This is a genomic window from Rhizorhabdus histidinilytica (genome assembly GCF_900167915.1).
GTDB lineage: Bacteria > Pseudomonadota > Alphaproteobacteria > Sphingomonadales > Sphingomonadaceae > Rhizorhabdus > Rhizorhabdus histidinilytica.
Genome location: NZ_FUYM01000007.1, coordinates 38,715 through 62,086, shown reverse-complemented (window position 1 = coordinate 62,086; position 23,372 = coordinate 38,715). Strand labels below are relative to the sequence as shown.

Here is a 23,372-nt window from a genome sequence, read left to right as displayed (position 1 = left end):
CTCGTCGCGCCGCTCAGGCGTTCACGTAGATCGTCTTGGTTCGCGTGTAGAACTCATGGGCCGAGAAACCCTGTTCACGCGGGCCGAGGCTGCTCGCCTTGGTGCCGCCGAAGGGCACGTGATAATCGACCCCCGCGGTGGGCGCGTTGACCATCACCATCCCCGCCTGCGCGCTGGCCTTGAAGCGGCTCGCATGGGCCAGCGAGCTGGTGACAATGCCTGCGGACAGGCCGAACTCGCTGCCGTTCGCGACCGCGATCGCCGCGTCGAGATCGGGGACGCGCACAACGCTGGCCACCGGGCCGAAAATCTCCTCGCGGTTGACGCGCATCTCGGGGCTCGTCCCAGTGATCAGTGCGGGTGCCAGGAAATAGCCGTCGGTGGCGCGGCGCACACGCTCGCCGCCACAGGCGAGCCCGCCGCCCTGTTCGACTGCGATCGCCAGATAGGCTTCGATCGTGGCGCGTTGCTCTTCGCTGGCGACCGGGCCGATCTGCGTGTCGGGATCGAGCGCATGGCCGACGCGCAGCTTGGCCATCGCGGCGGTCAACGCCGCGACGAAGCGGTCATGGATGCCATCGGTGACGATCAGGCGGCTCGACGCGGTGCAGCGCTGGCCGCTGCCGAAGAAGGAGCCATCGAGCGCAACGGCCACTGCGCGGTCGAGATCGGCATCGTCGAGGACTACGAGCGGATTCTTGCCGCCCATCTCCAGCTGGATGCGCTTGCCATGTGCCGCGGCGGCGACCGCCAGCCGGCGCCCCACCCCGGTCGATCCGGTGAAGGACAGCCCGGCGACGCGCGCATCCTCGGCCATCCGCCCGGCGACCGCACCCGGCACGAAGACCAGGTTGAACAGGCCGGGCGGCAGGCCCGCCTCCTCCAGCACGTCGGCCAGGGCCGATGCGATCGCCGGGGTGATCCCCGCCGGCTTCAACACCACGGCATTGCCGAAGGCGAGCGCCGGAGCGGCCTTCCATGCCGGGATCGCGATCGGGAAATTCCAGGGCGTGATCAGGCCGACGATGCCCAGCGGCTCCTGCCGCGTCGCGACGTCGATTCCCGGCCGCACCGATGCCATGGCGCGGCCATGGAGACGCAGCGCCTCGCCACCGAAATAGCGCAATATACGCGCCGCGCGCATCACCTCGCTCTTGCCCTCGGCGAGGGTCTTGCCTTCCTCCCGCGACAGCAGCGTGCCGAGCTCGCCAGCGCGCTCCATCAGCAGCGCCGCGGCGCGATCGAGTATGTCGCCGCGCGCTTCCGGGGATCGCGCCGCCCAGTCGGGCTGCGCCGCCGCGGCGGCCGCGATCGCCCGGTCGAGCAGCGCCGCATCGCCCTCGGGCGTCGTCGCGACCAGATCGGACAGGTCCGACGGATTGCGGCTCTCGATCGCCGCGCCGCCACCGATCCGCTCACCGCCGACGCGGTGGGAAAGCACGATCGTCATTCGGGGTTGGGCACGACGGTGAAGTTCGAAAAACCGCCATGGCGGTTCTCGATGCCGGCGAGCACGTCGTTGATCTCTTCCAGCGGATAGGCGTGCTGGCGGAAGACGTTCATGTCGAGCGTGCCGGCGCGGATCATCTCGGCCATGTCCTGCCCCTCGGGGGTGGTGAACCACACCGAACCGTGGAAGCTCTGGTTCCAGTCCATCATCTTGTGGACGTTCATCGCCACCGGCTCGGCCACCGCGCCGACGTTCACCAGCTTGCCGGTGCGGCGGAGCGTGCGGAGGACGTCGCGCATCTGATCGGCGGTGCCGCCGGGCCCGACACAGTCGATCGCCAGGTCGACGCCTTCGCCGCCCGTCATTCCGATCGCCCAGTCGCGCACCGGACCGTCGAGGGTCGAGTGGGTGAAGATGCGCTGCGGCGCCAGCCGGCGCATCTCGTCGAGCAGTTCGCGATTGCGCGCGACCGCGAGGATGCGGGTCACACCCATCGCCAGCGCGCACAGCACGGTGGGCAGGCCCAGCGTGCCGGTCGCGCCATGGATCAGCGTGGTGACGTTGGGCCCCGCTCCGCCCTTCCGCAGCGCCGAATAGCCGGTGCCGGTGTAGCCGAGCCGTGCCGCCTGCTGGAAGCTGACATTGTCGGGCAGCACCACGCAGCCATTGGCCGGCGCCAGCATATATTCACAGAAGCCACCGAACGGATAGCGATCGAAGGTGGCCTGCGCAGTGGGCGAATAGCCGAAATAGCCCTGCAGGATCATCGAGCTGCACCCGGTCGGGTTGAGCGCGCGGCAGGCGCTGCACGTACCGCATTGGCGACCCGGATTGACGTAGACGCGGTCGCCGACCTTCAGGCCGGTGACATGCTTGCCGACCTCGACGATGACGCCGGCCGGATCGAGGCCGAAGGTCGCAGGCAGGCGCGGCAGCGGAAGCTGCGGGAACCAGGTCGACCAGTTCTTGAGGACGTTGCCGAGATTGGGGACGATCCCGCAGGCATGCACCTTCACGACGACGTCGAGCGCCTCGGGCCGGGGCGTATCGACTTCCTCGATCACCATCGGCGCGCCGACATCGTACATTCGCGCCGCGCGCATCTTCGACGGGACCATCTTCTCTCCTCCTGCCATCTTATCGGTTCGGGCCGAGCACGCCGCGCATCGACGCGACATAATCCTGGCGGTCCATGCTGCCGGGCAGCCGCTCGATCAGCGCCCGCGTCTCGGCCAGGATCTCCGCGTCGCTCTTGTTCAGGTCGAGCGGATCGGCGCAGGGCTGGGGCGTGTGGAAATCGGTATCGAGATAGATCTCGATGCGGTTCATCTCGGGATCGTAGAAATAGATCGACCAGGCATTGCCATGGTTCAGACCGATCATCTCGGTTGCGCCGTGCTTCGCCGCCAGCGCCTGCACGTCGCGCAGCTCGGCGAGCGAGGCGACCTTGAAGGACAGCTGCATCACCGTGCTCGGCGTGTCCGCCCGACGACCGGTCGACAGCACGACCTGATGGTGCTGATCGGCCGATCCGCTCATGAAGACGAGCTGGTTCTTGAACACCGCGCCGACGCCACGGTCGGTGACGACCAAGCCGAACACATCCGCGTAGAAGCGCTCCATCCGATCGATGTCGCAGACGAAGATGCCCAGATGGGCGAGCGCAGGCCTGATCGCCGACATTGATATCCTCTCTACAAATTCAATCGGTCGCCACGTCGCGGCCTTGAAAGGCGGCGGGGACCGCCACGCCGAGCCGCTCCGCCACGTCGTTCAGGCGCCGGATCGTACCGGCGGCGACGGGGATGCCGTGGACGGCCCGACCATCTTCGGTGCGATGGCCACGCTCGCCGGGCAGCAAAACCTCGTCGGTGCCCGGCGCCGGCTGCAGCCCATGGATCGCGTCCGCCAGTGCGCCGACCTGCTGCAGGAAAGCGGCGCGCGCACCGAAGGCGGCGGGATCGATCGCGAGCACCATCCCGTTGAAGCCGCCGCCCTGGTCACCCGACAGCGCGGGCGCGATGTTGGGATTGCCGGCCAGCAGGCTGCACAACACCTCGATCATCAGCGACAGGCCGCTACCCTTGGCGCCCGCCATCGGCAGCACCGCGGCGACCTTGTGCGGATCGGTGGTTTCGGCGCCGTCGGCGTCGATACCCCATCCGGTCGGGATCGCGCGCCCGGCATCCCTGGCCGCCATGATCTTGCCCAGTGCCACCGCGGCGGTCGACATGTCGAGGATGATCGGCCGCCCGCCCGCGGGCACGGGCACGCCGATCGCCAGCGGGTTGGTCGAGAGCGCTTCGCCCTTCGCGCCGAAATAGCTCATCAGCGGCTTCGACGCGGTCATGGCCAGGCCGACCAGTCCGCGTTCGGCAAGTTGCTGGACGAAATAGCCGATCGCGCCGGCGTGCGACGTGTCGCGCACGGCGCACCAGCCGATCCCGAAGCGCGCGGCGAGCGATGCGGCCTCCGCGACGGCGCGGTTCATCGCCGTGGCGCCGGGCGCCTTGCCGGCATCGAGCACGCAGACCGCTCCGGCGCGGCTGACCTCCCGAAAAGCGAAATCGGCGCGGACGAGCCCGGTCTCGAGCATCTCGACATAGCGCGGGATGCGCAGCACGCCGTGCGAGTCGATCCCACGCAGATTGGCCCAGACAAGCAGGTCAGCCATCTCGCCCGCCTCGGTCTCGCCGAAGCCCGCCCTGCCGAGCAACGCCACCGCATAGGCCCTCAGATCATGTGCCGCGATCGTCGCCATCCGTCACTTGCCCAATGGAGAAGGGAAGAATTTGTCGAGCCAGCCCTTCATCATTGCCCTGGTGCGCGGCGCATCGGCCGGCGCGAGCGGGAAATGCGCGGTCGTGTCGATCAGCATGAGTTCGGTCGGCTGTCCCGCCTTCTCGAACATGCGCACGGACTCGATCGTGGGCGTGATGATGTCGTTGGCGGTGTGGAACAGCAACAGCGGACGCGGCGCGATATTCCCCACCACATCGTCCGCACGGAAGTTCATCATCGACCAGGCGGTCTCGGTCGGGATCTCCATGATCGCCTTGGGCGACAGGTTCTTGCGCAGCGCCTCGGGGATGGGGACGGCGTCGAAGCGCGACATCCACAGGCTCTCGCCCGTCGCCTGCTTGTGCGCGCGACCGCGCTCCAGGATTCCGATGAACTTCTCCCACGATTCCCGGGTCGGATGCTGCCCCCGGAACTTGCGTTCGCCATCGCCCCAGCCGCACGACGACAGGCAGCAGGCGACGCGATCGTCGACGCCGGCAGTGTAGACCGACACCGCCGCACCGAAGCTGTGACCGGTGATGCCGATCCGTAGGGGATCGACTTCGGGTCGCTTGGCGAGCCAGGTCAACGCATTCTTCGCATCCGCCACCTGATCGAAACAGCGGACTTGGGCGCGCTCGCCCTCGCTCTCGCCACAGCTGCGGAAGTCGAAGCGCAGCGCGACATAGCCGAACTGCTCCATCATCTCGGCCTGGATCTGCGCGTGACTCTCGTCCTTGGACCCGACGAAGCCATGGCAAACGATGAACGCCGGCAGCGGCTCGCCCTTATGGCCGTCGGGAATGTGGATCACGCCGGACAGCTTAAGGCCGTCGGATTCGAAAGTGATGTTCTCCTGCAAGGTCGCTCTCCGCTCGGGGTGATGTGGGCAGGGGCCGATGGCGCGCGTCGGAGGACGCTCAACCGCTCGGCTGCTCGCCTCCCACGATATTGTGCAAGGTGCCGATGCCGGCGATCTCGACTTCGATCTCATCGCCGATCGACAGGAATTCGGGGGGCGTCCGCGAGGAACCGAATCCCGAGGGAGTTCCCGTCGCAATGACGTCGCCCGGCACCAGTTCGGTGAAGGTCGAGAAATAGGCGATCAGCCAGGCGATATCGAAGATCATCCGATCCATGCCGATCTGTTGCTTGATCTCGCCATTCACCCTGGTGCGCAGCGTGAGTGCCCCGGGATCGGGTACTTCGTCGGCCGTCACCAGCCACGGGCCGAAGCTGCCGCTGCGGTAGAAGTTCTTGCCTGGCGTGAACTGGCTCGAATGCTTCTGCCAGTCGCGGACACTACCGTCATTCAGGCAGCAATAGCCCGCGACATACTCCATCGCCGCATCGGCCGAAATCTTGCGTCCGCGCTTGCCGATGACGACCGCAAGCTCGCCCTCGAAATCATATTTCTCGCTGTGATCGGGCTTGATCAGCGGCCATTCGTGCCCGGTGAATGAATTGGCGAAACGCGTGAAGACCAGCGGATATTCGGGCTCGGGCTGCCCCTCGCGCGCCGGCTCGCGGAAATTGGTGGCGACGCAGATCACCTTGTCCGGATTAGGGATCGGCGGCAGCAGTCGCACCCGATCGAGCGGGATGTCGGCCTCGACCTCGACCGGAGGCCAGCCCGCGGCATGCGCGACCTCCAGGTAGGATTTCAGGTCTGGCGCCGCGCCGGGCAGCATGTCGAGCCGGGCGATACGGTCACCGATCAGCATGCCGTAAGCGTGCTCGCCACCGATTTCGCAACTCACCAGGCGCATGTCGCCCCACCCCCGTCAGCGAACGAAACGACATCCTCTCCGTTTCGAAATCGACAGTAGAGCATTTTTTCGAAAATTCAAATATTTTTTCGAAAATTTTCGATCCTTATGACTTCGTAAGCGTAGGAAATCTCATATATTTCAGTGTACCTCCAATATTTTTCGAAAATCTTTGAACTGGCGAAAATATCTACGACAGCCCGTTCGGGCTGGTCGGGATTCGCGGTACCGGAAGGGCGGCGCGTCAGGCCGCGGCCGTCATTCCCCGTCGGTGCGGCGGAAGACGTTGCGCAGCAAATTCTGAGCAACCTCGCGGATGTGGCGCTCGGTCAGCTCCATCGCGAGTTCCTTGTCGCCGCCGAGCACGGCCTCCATCATCACGCGATGCTCGTTCGACTTCTGCCGCGGCTGCTTGCGAACGAGCGCCGACATGCGCCGGTAGCGACGCGCGCGTTCAAACAGCAGGTGACGCAACTCAGCGAAGATCGGCGATCCGGCGGAGGCGACGAGCGCGTCGTGGAACTGCTTGTGCAGCAGATCCCAGTCCGGCGTGGTGCGCAATTCCTCGCCCATCGACTGTTCGAGACGGTCGAGCTTGTGGAAGGCGGCGATGATCCCGGCCTCCCAATCCGCATTGCCGTTTTCGAGCGAGCGACGAATGCATTCGCGTTCGAGCAACACGCGCGCATCGGTGATGTCGAGCAGGTCCTCCTCGGTGATCGGCGCGACGAAGAAGCCCCGCTGCCCCTCGGACACGACCAGCCCTTCCGCCGACAGGCGTGACAGCGCCTCGCGCAACGTGGAATAGCTGACGCCGTAGAGCGACCGCAGCGTTTCGAAGCGCAGTTTCTCGCCCGGTTTCAGCACGCAGCTGATGATGTCCTCACGCAGCCGGCGCAGCACGTCGGTACCCAGGGTCCCGCCCCAGAGCGTGTGGGATCGCAGCACTGTCGGACTGTCAACGGACATGCGAACCTCATTCTCCGTCGCGCGGGGCGACCAGTTCAGGCCGCTTTAGCAGCTTCTTCCCCCCGCACCATACGGCTAACCATGCGACGCGCCAGAACGATCGCCTTATCGGCCTTGAGGATCAGCGAAACGTCGTCGGCCAGCGAGCTGGCGCCGAACCGTTCGAGATTGGCCTGCTGCCGCTGCAGCGTATGCTCGTCCTCGGCGAAGGCGGCCTTGGTCATCACCTCCCACAGGTCGCGCACCTTGCCGTCCCCGCGATTGCGGTAGACAGACTGCGCCCAGAAATAGTGGCAGCTCCTCTCGGTCGCTGGCGTCAGGATGTTGGTGTTGAGCACGATCGCTCCGTCCCGTTCGCGATCGCCGCCCTCGGCCACCGCGCCATGGACCAGGATCATGACGCCCGGTGCCTGCCAGTAGGTTTCGAGATAATTGTCGAACAGCGGCACGCCCTCGTCGAGGATGTAGCCGTTGCGCAGCGGTGCCGACATGCTGTTCTTGAACCCGAAGAAATCGATCAGCTGTTGCTCGCCCGTCGCCTTCACGATGCGCGTCGAATCCAGCACGCCGGCATTGTCGAACGTCTTGGCGTGGACGAAGGCCGTGTGGGTCAGATCGAGCAGATTGTCGACGGCGAGCATGTAGTTCGCGTCGACATGGATGACGTGCGGCCCGGCCACACCCCAGAGGTCCGACGGATCGAGGCAACTGAAATCGAGGCCGGAGAGATAGCCCTCCCCCGTCTCGAACGCCGGCAGCGGCGTCGAGGCCGCCAGCGCCGCGTCGCCGGGCCAGACCCAGATCAGGCCATGGCTCTCGCGCGCCGGATAGGCAGTCACGCAGGCGTTGGCCGGTATTTCCGACTGGCTCGGAATCTCGCGGCAGCCGCCGTCGCCCGCGAACACCAGACCATGATAGGCGCAGCGCAGGCCATGCGCTTCGACGGTTCCTTCCGACAGCGGGTAGAGACGGTGCGGGCAACGATCGAGCAGGATGCTCATCGTGCCGTCGAGCGAGCGGAAGATCGCCATCGGCACGTCGCAGATCATGCGGGAGATCACCGCGCCGGGCGCGATCTCGTGGCTCATCGCAGCGACGTACCAGCAGTTCCTTGGAAACATGATCTCTCTCCGCCGTCCGGCCTCGTTCAATGAAGGCTGATTTCAAGATGGTCGAAGCCGCGCAGCACGGCATTGTCCGCGCGCCGGCCGTCGCCCGGTTCGATATGGTCGACGAGCTCGACCAGCGCCTCCAGCACCGCGCCGATCTCGAGCATCGCCAGGCTGCCGCCGATGCATCGATGGACCCCGCCGCCAAAGGCGAGATGGTCGCTCGCATCGCGCCGGATGTCGAAGCGCTCGGGATCGGCATAATGGCGCTCGTCGCGGTTGGCCGCGGGCAGCACCGTCATGATCCGCGCGCCGGCCGGAACCGCGACGCCGTCGATCACCAGGTCGCGCTTCGCCAGCCGCGAGAAGCCGAGCGCCGGACTTTCGTAGCGCAGGCTCTCGTTGATGCACCGCGCCTGCAGCGCCGGCGCCGCCTTCAAGGCGCGCCATTGATCGGGGTGCGTCGCGAGCAGCCACAGCAGATTGCCGACCGCGAATATCGTCGTGTCGAGCGACGGCGAGACATAGCCCTGGATGATCGACCGATATTCCTCCTCGGTCAGGGTCCCGTCCGCCACGCTGGCCCAGAGCTGCGCGGCCCATCCGTCGGGGCGGAGCTTGCCGATCAGGCCGGGGTCGGTGATGTAGTCGACCATCTCCTTCATCACCGGGAAGGCGCCGTCGCTGAGCGGGACGCCGGCGGGCGCCATTCCGTTGAACGCCGCCGCCGCCCAGTCGAGCATGCGTTCGCGCCCTTCCTCGGGCAGGCCGACGAGGTCCGAAACGACGCTGAGCGGCAGGAGCATGGCGAGCCGGCGCATCGCGTCGAACCGGCCGGCGCCCTTCAATGCCTTCACCCGTTCCATCGCCAGGCCGCGCATGTGCGGCCGGAGCTTGCGCAGCCTGGCGGGGCCGATCGGCATGCCGAGGATCCGGCGAAGGCGCTTATGCTCGGGCGGATCGCTGGCGAGCACCGTGCCGGCCATCAGCCGGTTCATCAGGTCGTTCATCGCGACGCCGCTGCCCGAGCTGAAATCGTTCCAGTTGATCAGCGCGTCGCGCAGGTCCCGATAGCGGCCCATCGCGTAGAGGCCGTGCCGCTCGATATGGCAGACCGGCCCCGCGTCGCGCAGGCGGCGATAGGCGGCATAGGGGGCGTCGCGGGTCTCCGCGTCAAACAGGTCGATGTCGAGCGAGGCCGCCTGCGCCGCCATGTTAGGCGCCTCCCGCGCCGACCAGGACGAAGAGCATCACCGCGTCGCGATCGCTGCGGTTGCGCCAGGCGTGGCGCGTCCCGCCCTGGACGACGATGTCGCCCTGGCCCAGCCGGGTCTCCGCCCCGTCGTCGAGCTCGAGCCAGATCTCGCCGTCGAGCACGACGTCGTAGTCGATCGAGCGCGTGGTGTGGAAACCGCTGCCGTCGGGTTCGAACGCGTCGATCAGGCCGGGCAGGTGCGTGGCCGCCTCCGCGCCATAGCCGGGCCCGTCGAAGCGCGGATCGGCGAAGATCGTGTCGGGCGGGAAACGGACCACCATCAGCCGGGTCTCGCCCGCTTCGGGCGATACCCGGATCCCCGGCTGCGGCTCGGCATCGCGCGTCACGGGCAGCGCGACGGGTGCGGCGGTGGCCCAGACCACCGACGTCAGGTGGCCCGGCCACCCTGTATATTCGTGCGCGTTGGCCGGCTCGCCATCGGCCAGGAAAACCGACTTGCCATCCACCACGCCGGTGATCACGCGACGCATATCAGCCTCTCCCGGGATCGGGAGAGGCGATGCCCTCCCCCGATCCTGTCGTTTAGAATTCGATGCCCAGCCGCGCGTACCATTCGCGCGGACGATTTGGCGAACCGTAGACCAGACCGCCGGCCTTCTGGGCAACGCCGTTCACGACATAGCGCTCGTTGCTCAAATTGGTCCCGCCGAGCGTCACCGACCAATTCCCGCCGCTCTGGAAGGTCAGGCTGGCGTTGAAGACGTCGGTCGTCGGGCGCTTGAGCAGGAAGGTCCGCTGGGCGTCGTTCCACATCGAGGAGGTGTGGGTATAGTCGCCCTGGAACACCAGCTTCGCATCGCCCGCGCCGACCGGCAGCGTGACGCGCGGCGAGAGGTTGAAGGTGAACTTCGGCACCTTCGGCAGCCGCGCGCCGACGCTCGTGCCGAGCTGGACGCTGTCGGGACCGGTCGGGCCGATCACCTCGGTCAGCTTGGCGTCGAGATAGCCGGCCGACATCGTCAGGCTCAGATATTCGTTGATCGACGCGGTCAGGTCGGCCTCGGCGCCCTTGATCGTGGCCTTGCCGGCATTCTCGATCAGCGGGTTGGTGCCGCGCTGGAAGAGGAGCTGGATATTGTCGTAGATCGTCCGGAACACCGCGGCGTTGAACCGCAGCCGCCGATCGAGCAGCGTCGACTTCAAGCCGAGTTCGAGCGTTTTCGCCTTCTCGTCGTCGAAGGTCGGCGCGGTCGCGGTGGGGTTCTGCAAGCGGGTGCTCCAGCCGCCGACCTTGTAGCCCATCGTGTAGGAACCATAGACCATCACATCGTCGTTCGGGTGGAGCTGCACGCCGAATTTCGGGGAGAAATTGTGGAATTTTCGGTCCGGCGTGTTGGGCGGATAGACCCGCAGCGGATCGTTCGGATCGGGGAAGCCGAGGATGCCGGGGCAGATCGCCACCGTCACCGGGCAGTTGAACAGATCATAGTTGAACCCGGCATAGTCGGTCTGCCGCGCGTCGAACGCCTTCTTCTCCGACGTGTAGCGTCCGCCCAGCGTGAATCCCAGCAGGTCGCTCACCCGCCAGTCGAGTTGGCCGAAGAAGGAGACGTTGCGGTTCTTGACGTCGATCGGCCCTTCGATCTGGAGGAGCCCGGTGCCGATCGTGACGAAGCCGTCCTCGCTCCCCTTCTCGCTGAAATAATAGGCGCCGAGCACATAGTTGAGCTTGCCGCCGAGCTTGTCGGTGTCGCCGACGAGCTGGAACTCCTGGCTGAACTGGTGCTGCTTGGCCGAGTTCGAGACATGGAGGAAGTTGATCGGCGAGTTGTCGCCGTCGAAGCCCGAAGCCCACTCCATCTCGCGATAGCCGGTGATCGACCGCAGCGTGATATCGGGCGACAGCGTCCAGTCGAGCGCGCCCGACAGGCCCCAGGTCTTGGACCGCGCGAAGCTGTTGCCGGTGGCGTAGCTGCGGTTCCAGTTCCTGCTGACCCAGCGGTCGTCATAGGGCAGCCGGTTGTTGCTCGGATCGGCATCGACGTTCGCGCCGCCCAGCGCCGGCAGGATTGTCGAGGGATCGAGCTCGGTTCCGCGCGGGCCGCAGATCGACTGCGCGTTGCGCCCCATGATCTGCGCCGGGGTCGAGTTGATGCAGAAATTATAGAGGCCGGCGAAGTTGTAGCCCGTCCCAGGGGTCAGCGCCGACCCCGGCACCAGCGGCGCGCCCGGCCCCGCCAGATCGCCCGGAAAATCGTCGAGCACGTCGAGGACGATGTTCGGGAGGCCGGAGGTGTTCTGCTTGTAATAGTCGCCGGTGACGGTGACCTTCAAACTGGGGGCGGCCTCCCATTTCAGCTTGCCCCGCAGCGACCAGTCGCCGACGCCGCCTTCGCGGTTGGAGCTGTCGTAGCCGACCTCGCGGTACAGCGTGTTCGGTTCCTGCACATAGGGCCCCGCCTGGGTGTAAGGCACACGCTTCACGAAGCCGTCGCGATGATTGCTGGCGAAGGTGATCGACGACTTCAGCGTCTCCGACAGCGGAATGTCGGCCGTGCCGGCGACGTCGAGGCGTTCGAACCGGCCGGTCGTCACCGATCCCTTGAAGCGGAACTCGTCGCCCGGCTCATGGGTGACGATGTTGATCGCGCCGCCGATCGTGTTGCGGCCGAATAGAGTACCCTGCGGCCCCTTCAGCACCTCGACCCGCTCGACATCCGGCAGGGCGACATTGGCGCCGACGGTGCGGGCGAGATAGATGCCGTCGAGGTAGACGCCGACGCCCGGATCGACGTTGACCGCGAAATCGTTCTGGCCGATGCCGCGGATCGTCGCGCCCAGCGCCGCGCCCGACCCGGCGAAGGGCGTGCCGGCATCGAGCACCACGCTCGGCGTGATCGAGCTGAGCTGGGACACGTCGGAAATGCCGCGCTGCTGGATCGCCTCGCCGCCGAACGCGGCAATGGCGATCGGCACGTCCTGGACATTCTCCGCGCGCTTCTGCGCGGTGACGACGATCTCGTCGAGCCCCGAGCCGCCACCCGTGGCATCGACCCCGACGGTCTGCGCGACCGCACCGGACGCGAAAATAGCTGCCGCGGAGCAAGCCAGCAGCAGACGAATTCTCCGATCGATCATATTCCTCTCCCCGTCTTCTTCTTACCCTCCTTCTACACATATTTTCGTCGATTCAAAATAATTTCGTAAATTCTTCCGGCTGGCTTGTCTTGGGCCCAAAAACGCCCCTTATGCCATTATCTCAGAGCCAAACCGTCAACAACAGGGCCAATGACTCCCTCAGACCCGAGCGATCTTTCGAAAATGTTTGTGCCGCTAATGACCGTGTATGCCCGACAGCCAAGATTAAGTTCGGGAGGCAGGCATCGCTCTACGCCCGCATCGCGAAGGGCTATCGCCCCGGCGGCCCGAACGTCGTTCGGGTCGGCGCGCCCGCCGGCGCGTGCGGCTCTGGGCCTACAAGATCCTGCATGCAGCCGGGATCGAGGCGGCAGAAGTCCATCAAAGCCTGCAACTCCTCAACAATGCCGTCACGCGCGGTCTGACGGTGGAATATATCCGCAATCCGAGTCCGGCATCGATCGATCAATAGCTATCTGGAAGAAGCAGATGCTCGACCTCATCTTTGGAGCTTGATGGGCCTGTCGCCCCCCAAGTGTAGCCATGGACTCATGCCGGTGCGCGACGGAACGAAGGTCATCTTCGTCGCGGAGAATGTTCTTCCGAGGATCAGCTCGGCGAAGCTATGGACCGAGCGGCGCAATGACCGCGCCCCGGAACTAGCCAAGCTCTGGTGAAGCGCGTCGCCTCGAGGACACTCGCCGGCTTGGCGGACGGTAGTGATGGTCGTCCTCATTCGGCGACGAAGCGTCGGCCCGCTTCGCACGCATCCGGGGAGAAACGGCGCCGGCCTGCACGGCTCAGATCAACCGATCACCGCATCGGAGCCCCGCGCGGGCCGCGCACGAGCCGGCCGGGCAGCTGTTCGGTCGGCTCACCGTCGCGCTGCGTGACAACGCCGTTGACGATGGTCGCGACATAGCCCTCGGCACGCTGGATGATGCGCTTACCGCCTGCGGGCAGGTCGCGGATCACGCTGGGGCTGTTCAGCCGCAACCGATCATAGTCGATCAGGTTGAGGTCGGCCTTGTAGCCCGGCGCGACCACGCCCCGGTCGAGCAGGCCGATCAGTTCGGCCGGGTCGCGGGTGAGGCCGCGCACCACCTCGGCGAGGCCCAGCCTGGGGCCGCGGGTGCGATCCCGGGTCCAGTGGGTGAGCATATAGGTCGGAATGCCCGCGTCGCAGATCATGCCGTAATGGGCACCACCGTCGCCCAGACCGAAGATCGTGTTGTCGTCGCGCAGCATATGGCGGACGACCTCCAGATCGCCATCCGAATAATTGGCGAAGGCGAGCATCATGATCGCGTGCCCGTCCTGTTCCAGAAGCGCGTCATAGACGACCTCCTCCGGCTTGCGGCCTTCGCGCGCGGCGCGGGCGACGATGCTGCTTTCCAGCGGCGGCTCATAGTTGGGCGGATCGCCGAGCGGGAACATCCGGTCGAAATGGGTGAGATAATCGAGCGTCGGGATCGCCTCCCCCGTGCGGCTCTCGCTGAGGATACAGGCGCGGACCTCCTGCTTCCGCATCTCGGCGACCCGCTGCTCGAGCGGCAGGTCGGCAATCTCGCGGTAACTTGGGTAGAGCGAGAAGGGATTATAGCTCAGCTCCAGCCCGAGCAGCAGCCCGGTCGGCCGCCCCAGCACCTGCGCCTTCATCGGCACGCCGCTACGCACGATCTCGTCGGCGGTGGACAACGCCCGCCGCCATGCCTCGGGCGCCTGCGGCAGCTGAACCAGGTTGAAGCTCGCCGGGCGGCCCGAGCCCTTTGCGACGCGGCCGATCATGCGGATGTCGGACTCCAGCGTGTCGGCATCCAGGAAGTCGAGCGCAACCTGGATGATCCCTGCCCCCGCGCGGGCCAGGCCCTGGGCGATCGCGTCCAGCTCGACTTCGGCCGCATCCTTGGTGGGTACGGCCATGCCGTCGCTGCTGCGATGAAACAGCGTCCGGGAGGTACCGACGCCAAGGGCGCCAGCGCGCACCGCCTCCTCGGTCAGCCGGGTCATCTGGGCAAGATCATCGGCAGTGGCCGCCTCCCCCCGCGCGCCCCGCTCGCCCATCACGAAGACGCGCAGGCAGCTGTGGGGCAGCTGTGCCGCCACATCGATGTCACGCGGACGCGAGGCAACGACGTCGAGATATTCGGGAAAGGTCTGCCAGTTCCATGGCAGGCCCTCGGCCATCACCAGCTCGGGGATGTCCTCGATCCCCTCCATGAGGTGGATCAGCGTGTCGCGATCCTCCGGGCGGCACGGCGCGAAACCGACCCCGCAATTGCCCATCAGCACGGTGGTGACACCATGGGCGGCCGAAGGCAGCGTACGGTTTTCCCAGGTCATCTGACCGTCGTAATGGGTATGGACATCGACGAAGCCGGGGGTGACGAGCAGCCCCGTCGCGTCGATCTCCTCGCGCCCGCGCGCCTCGACTTCCCCCAGCGCGACGATGCGGCCATCCCGAACCGCGAGGTCCGCGACGAACGGCTCGCCCCCATTGCCGTCGACGATGGTACCGCCGCGGATGACCAGATCGACTTCGCTCATTGCACAGATCCACTTTCAGACAGGGCGCCGCGCCGTTCGGCGCGACGGACGAGATAACCGGCGGAGAGCGCCGCCAGCAGGGCCATGACAGCCACGGAAAACATCGGTGCGCGGGTGCTGCCGCTTTCCTGTGCGATCCAGGGGATCAGATTCTGGCCGATGAAGGCGCCGACATTGGCGAACATGCCGCACGCCGCCAGCATCGCCGCCACCGCCCCGCTGCGCAGCATGCGGCCGGGAAAACTCCAGATGATCGGCTGAGCGACGAAGATCCCCATCGTGCAGAGGGTAAGCAGTGCCAACTGCAAGGGCGGCCAGGAGGCGAACGGCACCAGCACCGCCGATACCGCCGAGATGAACAGCGGGATCATGGCGTGCCAGAAGCGCTCCTGCCGCCGTTCGGCGCGGCGCGGCCACCAGACGAGACCAGCGACGACCGCGATCCACGGAATGCAGTTGAGCCATCCGTTGACGCTGTTCGACACGCCGAAATCGGCGATGATCGTCGGCAGCCAGTAGATGATGCCGATCGAGGCGATGCCGATCGCCAATACCGGCACGGCCATGAACAGGACCAGCGGGTGCGCGAGGCCGTCCATCACCCCGGGGTTGGTGCCGGGTTGGGCTGCCTTCTCGCGGTCCAGGCGCTCACGCAACCAGACACGCTCTTCCTCTGTGAAGAAACGGGCCTTGTCGGGGCCGGGCGGCATCAGCAGCGGGAAGGCCAGCGCGAGCAGGAGCGAGGGCAGGCCGGTGGCGATGAACACCCACTGCCAGCCTCTCAGGCCCATCACCATGTCGAGATCGAGCATCGCCCCGCACAGGGGGCCGACGATGATGTTGGCGGCAAGGCTGGCCCCCAGCAGAATGCCGTTCGCCTGCGCGCGGCGCTCATAAGGCAGCCATAGGGTGAGCAGATAGATCGACCCGGTATAGAAGCCGCCCTCCACCACGCCGAGCAGGAAGCGCAGCAGGTAGAAGATGGTCGGGCTGTCCGAAGCGGCCATGCCGATCGTGATCACGCCCCAGCCCAATGTCGCCGGTATGAAGAAGCGCACCGGTCCATAACGTGCGATCAGCAACGAATTGGGCAGCTGGAATAGGGTGTAGCTGAGGAAGAAGAGCGAGGCGCCCAGTCCATAGGCATATTCGGACAGGCCCAGATCGGACACCATTTGCAGCTTGGCGAAGGCGATATTCTGTCGGTCAAGCCAGGCGACCATGCACATGATAGCCAGGATCGGCATGACCCTGCGGCCGAATTTCGCCGTGATGGAAGCCTCGATCCGCCGATCATGATCATCCGGCTGCACCACGGGAGTCGCGCCATCGATCGTCGCGGTTCCCGCGGTCATGACGATGCTCCGATCGGGGTGCCATTGGGCATGCAACGCTCTCCATGGCCTTGTCTTTTCTTGCGGATGGAGGCCGTCCCTGTCCGCGCCCTGACCCTAGGAAGGGGGGATCGGCGGCGGCAACGATCGTGCGTCGCTTTCAGCTATCCGATCGTCGTTGGCGCCGGGGGGCCGTGCTATTCCGTCGGGGAGTGCCCCGCGACCGAGCGTCGCTTTCGGCTATCCGATCGTCGGAGCCGTTGACGATGCCCGGCCCAATCCACAATTTCGTGGCGAGAGGATGCCATCATGACCAGCAGGACCCACCGCGACATCTTCGCCAGCGAGATCGACTGGCTCCTGACCGAGGCCGGTGCGCGCACCTTCACCTTGTCTACCGACGAGGATAATCCCGCCGCGCCGCAAATGGTGCTTGCCCATTTTCCACCGGGTTTCTCCTACTCCGCGCATACCCACGGGTGCAATTATCTGGAATATGTCGTTGCCGGACAGATCACCGTCGGCAAGATAAGCTATGGCCCCGGCGACGTGCGGCAGGTGAAAGCCGGTGGAGGCTATGGCCCTCTCAAGGTCGGCCAGGAGGGCTGTCAGGTGGTGATCGTTTTCGAGCGCGGCGACACCGCCGATGTCGAGCTTCTTCCCAGACGCAAGCCCGTCGCCGCCTAACCCCCGGCGCGGGCCAGATCGGCCTTGAGCGTGCGGCATGCCGCGTGGTGATGCCATGCGCCCCAGAAGCCGGTCGCGGCCCCGAACACGAGCAACCATCGAAGCGACTGCCGGGGATCATCCAGTTCGGGCGCCACCACATCGGACAGCGAGCCGATCAACTGTGGCGCCAGCACCAGCAGCGCGACGTTCGAGGTGAACAGCATGATCGCTATTGTCTGGCCGCGCATGGCGGCGGGCACGAGGCTCTGGCACAAGGCCAGGGTCGGCCCCGTGCTGATGTAGGTGCAGGGTATGAACAGCCACAGCATCGCCGTCATCAGCGTGGACGACCCTGTCGCATAGCCGGTAACCGCCGCCGCCGACGTGATCACCGTGGCAATCGCGATGTACCATAGCTGCCACCGCACGTCGCGGCGGGCGATCACCGTCATCGCCCAGATGGTGAGGAGCAGTACCACCAGCCCGCCGACCCCGTTCATTGCCCCGACCAGCCCGCCGGCCTCGGCAACGCTCAGCCCGTGCGAGCGCATCAGAAAGGTCGGTGTCCAGAACACAAGTCCGCCGCCCGCGAAAACGACGATGGTGTGGCCGATCAGGAGATGCAGCAGTGATTTCTGGCTGGCGATGAAGCGCATCGTCTCGCGCAGCCCGACCCTGCCCGAAAGGCTGGCGACCGCCGCCGTCTCGCCCCGCGGCGGCTCGCGCAGGGTGAAGCGCACGAGCAGGGCAAGCGGCAAGCCGATCAGCCCGAACAGGATCAGCGGGCCGCGCCAGCCATGGATCGCCGCGAGCCAACCGGCCACCCCGGTGCCGATCGCCGCGCCGAGCGAGGTGCCCAACGCGAAGATCGACATGGCAATCGGCCGCTCCCGTGCCGGAAACATGTCGGCCAGCAGCGACTGCGAAGGCGGCGACCCGCCCGCTTCACCTATTCCCACCCCGATGCGGGCGATCAGCAGCGATATGAAATTGTGGCTCAGTCCACAGAAGAGCGTGAACAAGGACCATAGCCCCGCCGCCCATGCGAGCATGTTGCGCCGGTTGGTGCGATCGGCGAGCACGCCAAGCGGCAGACCGGCCGCAACGTAGAACAGGGCCAGGGAAGTGCCGGTCAGGAAGGCGACCCCACCGTCCGAAAGATTGAATTCGGCCTTGATCGGCTCGATCAGCGCCGACAGCACGAAGCGATCGGCGATGTTCAGCGTGTAAACGATAGTGACGAGCCCCAGCGTCCAGATCTGCGCCGCCCTCGCCGTGCCCCTCTCCTCCATCCCCACCTTCCCTAGTCCAGCCGATCGAGCAGTTGCGGCCCCGCCGAAGAGACGTCCTTGCAACCACTCAACACCATCGCGGCGCTCAACTCGGCCCGCATCTGAGCCAGCATGCGCGACACCCCCGCCTCACCGCCCGCCGCCAGCGCGAACGCCCAGGCGCGGCCGATCAGGCAGGCGCGTGCGCCCAGCGTCAGCATCCGCAATATGTCGAGGCCGGAACGGATGCCGCCGTCGACCAGGATCGGCAGCCGATCATCGACCGCCTCGGCGATGCGCGGCAGGCAGCGGGCGGTCGAGGCCACGCCATCCAGCTGGCGGCCGCCATGGTTGGAGACGATGATCGCGTCGGCGCCCGCGTCGACGGCGGCCCGAGCGTCATCGGGATCGAGAATACCCTTGACGACGATCTCGCCGGCCCAGTTCTTCCGCGTGAAGGCCATGTCGCGCCAGCAGACCGTGGGGTCGAAATTGTGTCGGATCCAGTCCCAGCTACGCGCGAAATCGGCGTTCCCGACAAAGAGGTCGGCCAGATTGCCGAAAGTATGCGGCCGGCCGCCGAGATAGACGCCAGCCATCCAGCGCGGATGAGTCAGCCCATCCAGCGCGCGGCCGATCCGCCCAGCGAAGCCCAGCGTCGACGACATGCCCGACCGCATGTCCCGGTAGCGCGGCGCCGGCGCGGGCAGATCGACGGTCAGCACCAGCTTGCGGCAACCCGCCTCCCACGCCTGCGCCAGCAACCGCTCCATGAAAGCCCGGTCACGCACCATGTAGAGCTGGAACCAGGGCGGCGCAGCGGCCGCCGCAACCTCGCGGGCCGGACAGATGCCGACAGTCGACAGCGTGAAGGGCAGCCCGGCCCTGGAGGCGGCCCGCGCGGCCTGGACCTCGCCCCGCCGCGCGGCCATGCCGGCAAAGCCGACCGGACCGAGCAGTAGCGGCATCGACAGCGTTTCGCCGAGCAGCGCGGTTTCGAGCCGCGGTTCGCCAAGCCCCGTCATCACCCGCTGTCGCAGCCGTACCGCCCGAAGATCTGCGATATTGGCCGCCAGCGTCACCTCATCGAAGGCGCCGCCATCGATATAATCGAACAGGAGCCGGGGCAGCCGCCGACCCGCCGCGCGCCGATAATCGTCCGCCGAGACCGTGCCGGCCAGGCTCACGCGCCCGCGCCCGCCCCGTCCCAGGCCAGAACGCGTTGCCGCTGGCGGCCGAGGCCCTCGATCTCCAGTTCCATCACGTCACCGGGCTTCAGATAGACCGGCGGCTTCTGGCCCATGCCGACCCCGGCCGGGGTACCGGTGGCGATGATATCCCCAGGCGCCAGGCTCATGAAGCGACTGATGTAGCTGATGAGAAAGGGGATGCGGAATATCATCGATCCGCTCGTCCCGTCCTGCGCACGCCACCCGTTGACGTCGAGCCTCATCGTCAGCGCATGGGGATCGGCGATCTCGTCGGCAGTGACCAGCCAGGGGCCGATGGGACCGAAACCGTCAGCGCTTTTGCCTTTCAGCCACTGGCCGGTTCCCTCGAGCTGGTAACAGCGCTCGGAGATATCGTTGACCATGCAATAGCCCGCGACGTGCGCCATTGCCTCGGCTTCCTCTATATATTTGCCGCCGAGGCCGATCACGACGCCCAGCTCGACTTCCCAGTCTCCCTTGGTTGCGCCGCGGGGCAGCCGGAGGTCGTCGTCAGGCCCGGCGATCGACGAGGTCGGCTTCATGAACAATATCGGTTCGGCTGGCGCCGTCATGCCCGCCTCCTCCGCATGGTCGGCATAGTTGAGCCCGACGCAGACCAGCTTGCCGACATCGGCCAGGCACGGCCCAAGCCGCTCGGACGACGTGACGATCGGCAACTCGCGCGGATCGATCGACTTCAGCCGGGAAAGCCGGTCCGGATCGAGATATTCGCGGCTGATATCGGGCAGATAGGACGCCAACGATCGAAGCCGCCCCTCAGCATCGATGCAACCGGGACGCTCGCGGCCGGGCGGGCCGAATCGTACGAACTTCATATGTGCGCTCCCCTTTCGATGGTTTTCATCCGGCCAGCCCAGCCTTGGCGCCGGCGATCATCGAGCGCAGCGCACCCTGGATCAGCCCGACGTCGTAGTTGCAGGATGTCAGCTGGAAGCCCTTGGCATTCCAATCGACGATCGTCGGGACGTCCATCGCCATGCAGGCCGCGAATTTCCCGTGGCGGTGGCAGGCGGCGAGGATATTGTCCACCGCCGCCAGGAAATCGGGATGCTCGAACTGACCGGGAATGCCCATCGACAGGGTCAGGTCGAATTGGCCGAGATGGAGTCCGTCGACCCCGTCAACCGCCGCGATCTCGTCGACCGCGGCAAGGCCCCTGGCGGTTTCGATCAGGGGCATGATGATAGTGCGTTCACGCGCGATCCGCATCTTCTCGGGGATCGGCCCGGGCGCATAATCGTCATGTGCGCCTCCGAACACCGCGCCACGCCGCCCTTCCGGCGGATAGCGGGTCCAGGAAATGATCTCCCGTATCTCCGCGACGCTCTCGCTCATCTGCAGCAGGAAGCCCATCGCCCCGAGGTCGAGCAGCCGGGAAACCGCCGAATAGCTCTTCTCGGGCGGGCGGACCATCGCGACGAGGTCGAGTCCACGGGTCAGCGCGAACTGGTCCTTCATCTGCATATAGTCGAAGCCCGAATGCTCCATGTCGTAGATGATGAACTCGGCACCCGCCGCCGCCATCGCCGCGGGCAGACCCGCCGACAGCAGCTCGAACATCATGGTGCCGTAGATATGCTCGCCGGCCGCCAGCCGCGCCTTCAGCGGATTTCCGCGCATCGTCTCTCCCTTCCTCTTGTCGGGATCACTATGCGCTGCGAACGGGAGGGCGCCAGAACAGCGCGTCCTATTCAGCTATCCCGTCGTCAGGCGGAGGCGTGCAACCGGCCGAGCGGCCGCCGGACACGGTGCCGGTTCCCGCGCGTCGCCGATATCGCAGGCCGATGATCGGCATTGATTTGCAGCACCGAAAGTATCTTCCGATAGAATAAATCGGGTCAGACCGGCATAATTTGCCTCTTTTCCAGCATTCCGGAGAGTTTTGTCGTGACGTTCCGACATAAGCCAGCAAACAAAGCACGGATATTCCGTTGCTAAGCTGGTATCCTGTCCGGATAGTGATCCTCGGACAGTGCGCGGAAGCCGCGTGGTGGGAGAGGGACAAGAGGCTCGACAATGACGGATAATCTTTCGAACCTCCTGTCGCTGGTGGCGGTGCAGGAAGCACGCTGGGCGGTGGCGCGGCTGGCGGTGGACGCCGGCTTCCAGTGCCCGGCAAGCAAACAGGTGCAATGCTTTCTCATGGTCGACGGTACCGCCTACCTTCATATCGGCGGATCATCAGGGAAAGCGTCGGCGGTGAGGCTGTCGGCCGGCGACATCGTACTGTCATTGGGCGGCGCTAACATCACCATCGCCGAGAACCCCAATTCGATGCGCATCACCGAAACCTTGCCTGACGGGCCCAGCCATGACCAGCTGCCATGGTTCCAGATCGGCAAGCAGGAGCCGCGGGCGCTAATGATCGTCGGCCGGTTCGAGATCGAACCGGTTCGCTGGGGCCCGATCAAGCGGGCCGTACCCGATGTCGTAATCACCCATAGCGGCACCGGTGAACCGCCTTATTGGGCCGGTCCGCTCGGCGGCGTGCGCCCGCTCCAGCTGGCGCTCAGCGGCGACGGGTCAGCCGCGCTCAGCCGCCGCCTGGCAGAGGTCTGCGTGATCCAGGTGATCCGCACCCATGAGATGACCGGCCGGTCCAATGTCCGCCAGGTGGAGGGCGCCGCCGTCGATCCGCGGATCACCGAGGCCGTGCAACTGATCAATGCCAAGCCGGCGACCAACTGGACGGTCGAGAGCCTTGCTCGCAAGGTCGGCATGTCGCGATCGGTCTTTTCCGAGGCATTCGACAAGTCGATCGGCGAGGCGCCGATCCGCTACCTCACCAGGGTCCGCATGGCGATCGCAGCGCAGATGCTGCGAAACCAGAGCGCGCCGTTGATCGAGATCGCCCATCAGGTCGGCTATTCCAGCGACATCTCGCTGATCCGCACCTTCAAGCGCTTTTTCGGGGTGACGCCGACCGAGTTCCGCAACCACCAGAGCGAGAGCGAGCCCCGCGAGATCGCCAACTTCCCGCTTACCCACCCGGCCTTCGTGTTCGACGGGCCCACCAGCCACCATTAATCGGCCGGCGGGGGAAATTCCCCGCCCGGGCATCCGGATCAGTCGGCCCGCGTGGCGGCGATAAAGTTGACCAGCGCCGACTGCATCAGCCCGACGTCGTAATTGCAGGAGATCATGCGGAAACCGCGCTTGCGCCAGTCGCGCGCGGTAACAGGATCGACTGCCAGGCAAGCCGCGAATTTGCCGTGCCGCTCGGCGGTCTGGGCGATCTTGTCGATCGCGTCTTGCAGAGCAGGATGGTCGACCTGGCCCGGGAGGTCCAGCGACAGCGACAGATCGAACTGGCCAAGATGGACGCCGTCGACACCGTCGACCGCCAGGATCTCGTCGATCGCCTCCAGCCCGCGTCTGGTCTCGATCATCGGCATGACGATCACCCGTTCGTTGGAGACACGGATCTTTTCGCGAAAGTCGCCGGGTGCGTAGTCGTCGTGCGACTGGCCGAAAGAGCAGCCGCGCACGCCATGCGGGGGATAGCGGGTCCAGGAGACGATCCTGGCGGCCTCTTCGGCGCTCTCCACCATCTGCAGCATCAGGCCGAGGACGCCGATGTCGAGCAGCCGGGTGACGGCTGAATAGCTCTTCTCGATCGGCCGGGCGAAGGGGACCAAGCCCAGCGACCGGCCATAGGAAACCTGCTGCTTGAGATCGGCGAAATCGAGCCCGGTATGCTCCATGTCGTAGATCGCGAACTCGGCACCGGCCGCATGGAGCGCGGCGGGCATGCCGGGGGCCGTGAACTCGCATACCATGGTGCCGTAGGCCGTCTCGCCAGTGGCGAGACGCTGCTTCAACGGGTTGCCTCTCATCGACATCTCCTTGGCGCGATGGCGGATGGGAAAGGTTCAGCGGGCCGGCTG

Annotated in this window: 20 protein-coding genes; 2 read left to right on the top strand and 18 right to left on the bottom strand. The window is 66.0% G+C overall.

Annotated elements, in window-relative coordinates; genetic code table 11:
* Nucleotides 1-13: 13 nt before the first annotated feature.
* The 13 genes from B5X82_RS15880 to B5X82_RS15820 form a co-directional block, all read right to left on the bottom strand.
* On the bottom strand, nt 14-1,450 hold the full coding sequence (locus tag B5X82_RS15880; protein ID WP_079649158.1) for an aldehyde dehydrogenase family protein: 1,437 nt from the start codon (nt 1,448-1,450) through the stop codon (nt 14-16).
* A complete protein-coding gene (locus B5X82_RS15875; protein WP_079649157.1) occupies nt 1,447-2,568 on the bottom strand; it encodes an alcohol dehydrogenase catalytic domain-containing protein in 1,122 nt (373 codons plus the stop codon). Before B5X82_RS15875 ends, B5X82_RS15880 begins: the two co-directional genes overlap by 4 nt.
* 19 nt (nt 2,569-2,587) lie before the next feature.
* A complete protein-coding gene (locus tag B5X82_RS15870; RefSeq protein WP_079649156.1) occupies nt 2,588-3,133 on the bottom strand; it encodes a VOC family protein in 546 nt (181 codons plus the stop codon).
* Nucleotides 3,134-3,152: 19 nt separating this feature from the next.
* Complete coding sequence (locus B5X82_RS15865; protein ID WP_079649155.1) at nt 3,153-4,211, bottom strand: Ldh family oxidoreductase; 1,059 nt, start codon at nt 4,209-4,211, stop codon at nt 3,153-3,155.
* Between the two features lie 3 nt (nt 4,212-4,214).
* Nucleotides 4,215-5,093: an alpha/beta hydrolase gene (locus tag B5X82_RS15860; protein WP_079649154.1), complete on the bottom strand. Its 879-nt coding sequence runs from the start codon at nt 5,091-5,093 to the stop codon at nt 4,215-4,217.
* Nucleotides 5,094-5,151: 58 nt separating this feature from the next.
* Nucleotides 5,152-5,955, bottom strand: a complete 804-nt coding sequence (locus B5X82_RS15855) for a fumarylacetoacetate hydrolase family protein (protein ID WP_235862710.1) — start codon at nt 5,953-5,955, stop codon at nt 5,152-5,154.
* 303 nt (nt 5,956-6,258) lie between these two features.
* Nucleotides 6,259-6,969, bottom strand: coding sequence for a GntR family transcriptional regulator (locus B5X82_RS15850; RefSeq protein ID WP_079649152.1), 711 nt, complete (start codon nt 6,967-6,969; stop codon nt 6,259-6,261).
* 35 nt (nt 6,970-7,004) lie between these two features.
* Nucleotides 7,005-8,090 carry an aromatic ring-hydroxylating dioxygenase subunit alpha gene (locus tag B5X82_RS15845; protein ID WP_079649151.1) on the bottom strand — a complete coding sequence of 362 codons (1,086 nt, stop codon included), beginning with the start codon at nt 8,088-8,090 and terminating at the stop codon, nt 7,005-7,007.
* A gap of 26 nt (nt 8,091-8,116) precedes the next feature.
* Nucleotides 8,117-9,292 (bottom strand): cytochrome P450, encoded by a 1,176-nt coding sequence (locus B5X82_RS15840; RefSeq protein ID WP_079649150.1) that lies wholly within the window; start codon nt 9,290-9,292, stop codon nt 8,117-8,119.
* 1 nt (nt 9,293) lies between these two features.
* Nucleotides 9,294-9,824 (bottom strand): cupin domain-containing protein, encoded by a 531-nt coding sequence (locus tag B5X82_RS15835; protein WP_079649149.1) that lies wholly within the window; start codon nt 9,822-9,824, stop codon nt 9,294-9,296.
* Nucleotides 9,825-9,876: 52 nt separating this feature from the next.
* Nucleotides 9,877-12,432, bottom strand: a complete 2,556-nt coding sequence (locus B5X82_RS15830) for a TonB-dependent receptor (RefSeq protein ID WP_079649148.1) — start codon at nt 12,430-12,432, stop codon at nt 9,877-9,879.
* An 813-nt stretch (nt 12,433-13,245) separates the two neighbouring features.
* A complete protein-coding gene (locus B5X82_RS15825) occupies nt 13,246-14,979 on the bottom strand; it encodes an N-acyl-D-amino-acid deacylase family protein (RefSeq protein ID WP_079649147.1) in 1,734 nt (577 codons plus the stop codon).
* Entirely contained in the window at nt 14,976-16,334 is a 1,359-nt protein-coding gene (locus B5X82_RS15820) for an MFS transporter (protein WP_125723835.1), read from the bottom strand. The genes B5X82_RS15825 and B5X82_RS15820 overlap by 4 nt, the downstream gene beginning before the upstream one ends.
* Nucleotides 16,335-16,622: 288 nt before the next feature.
* On the opposite strand from B5X82_RS15820, the gene B5X82_RS15815 reads away from it, so the two are divergent.
* Nucleotides 16,623-17,000, top strand: a complete 378-nt coding sequence (locus B5X82_RS15815; protein WP_079649145.1) for a cupin domain-containing protein — start codon at nt 16,623-16,625, stop codon at nt 16,998-17,000.
* Here the strand turns inward: B5X82_RS15815 and B5X82_RS15810 are convergent.
* The 4 genes from B5X82_RS15810 to B5X82_RS15795 are packed head-to-tail and all read right to left on the bottom strand — an operon-like array spanning nt 16,997 to nt 21,105.
* A complete protein-coding gene (locus tag B5X82_RS15810) occupies nt 16,997-18,274 on the bottom strand; it encodes a spinster family MFS transporter (RefSeq protein WP_079649144.1) in 1,278 nt (425 codons plus the stop codon). The genes B5X82_RS15815 and B5X82_RS15810 overlap by 4 nt on opposite strands.
* Nucleotides 18,275-18,285: 11 nt before the next feature.
* A complete protein-coding gene (locus B5X82_RS15805) occupies nt 18,286-19,440 on the bottom strand; it encodes an L-lactate dehydrogenase (RefSeq protein WP_223811213.1) in 1,155 nt (384 codons plus the stop codon).
* Nucleotides 19,437-20,300 (bottom strand): fumarylacetoacetate hydrolase family protein, encoded by an 864-nt coding sequence (locus B5X82_RS15800; protein WP_079649143.1) that lies wholly within the window; start codon nt 20,298-20,300, stop codon nt 19,437-19,439. Before B5X82_RS15800 ends, B5X82_RS15805 begins: the two co-directional genes overlap by 4 nt.
* Before the next feature lie 25 nt (nt 20,301-20,325).
* On the bottom strand, nt 20,326-21,105 hold the full coding sequence (locus tag B5X82_RS15795) for an HpcH/HpaI aldolase family protein (RefSeq protein ID WP_079649142.1): 780 nt from the start codon (nt 21,103-21,105) through the stop codon (nt 20,326-20,328).
* Nucleotides 21,106-21,501: 396 nt separating this feature from the next.
* On the opposite strand from B5X82_RS15795, the gene B5X82_RS15790 reads away from it, so the two are divergent.
* A complete protein-coding gene (locus B5X82_RS15790) occupies nt 21,502-22,512 on the top strand; it encodes an AraC family transcriptional regulator (protein ID WP_079649141.1) in 1,011 nt (336 codons plus the stop codon).
* Nucleotides 22,513-22,550: 38 nt separating this feature from the next.
* Here the strand turns inward: B5X82_RS15790 and B5X82_RS15785 are convergent, their stop codons facing one another.
* Nucleotides 22,551-23,321, bottom strand: coding sequence for an HpcH/HpaI aldolase family protein (locus tag B5X82_RS15785; RefSeq protein ID WP_176152584.1), 771 nt, complete (start codon nt 23,319-23,321; stop codon nt 22,551-22,553).
* Nucleotides 23,322-23,372: the final 51 nt, after the last annotated feature.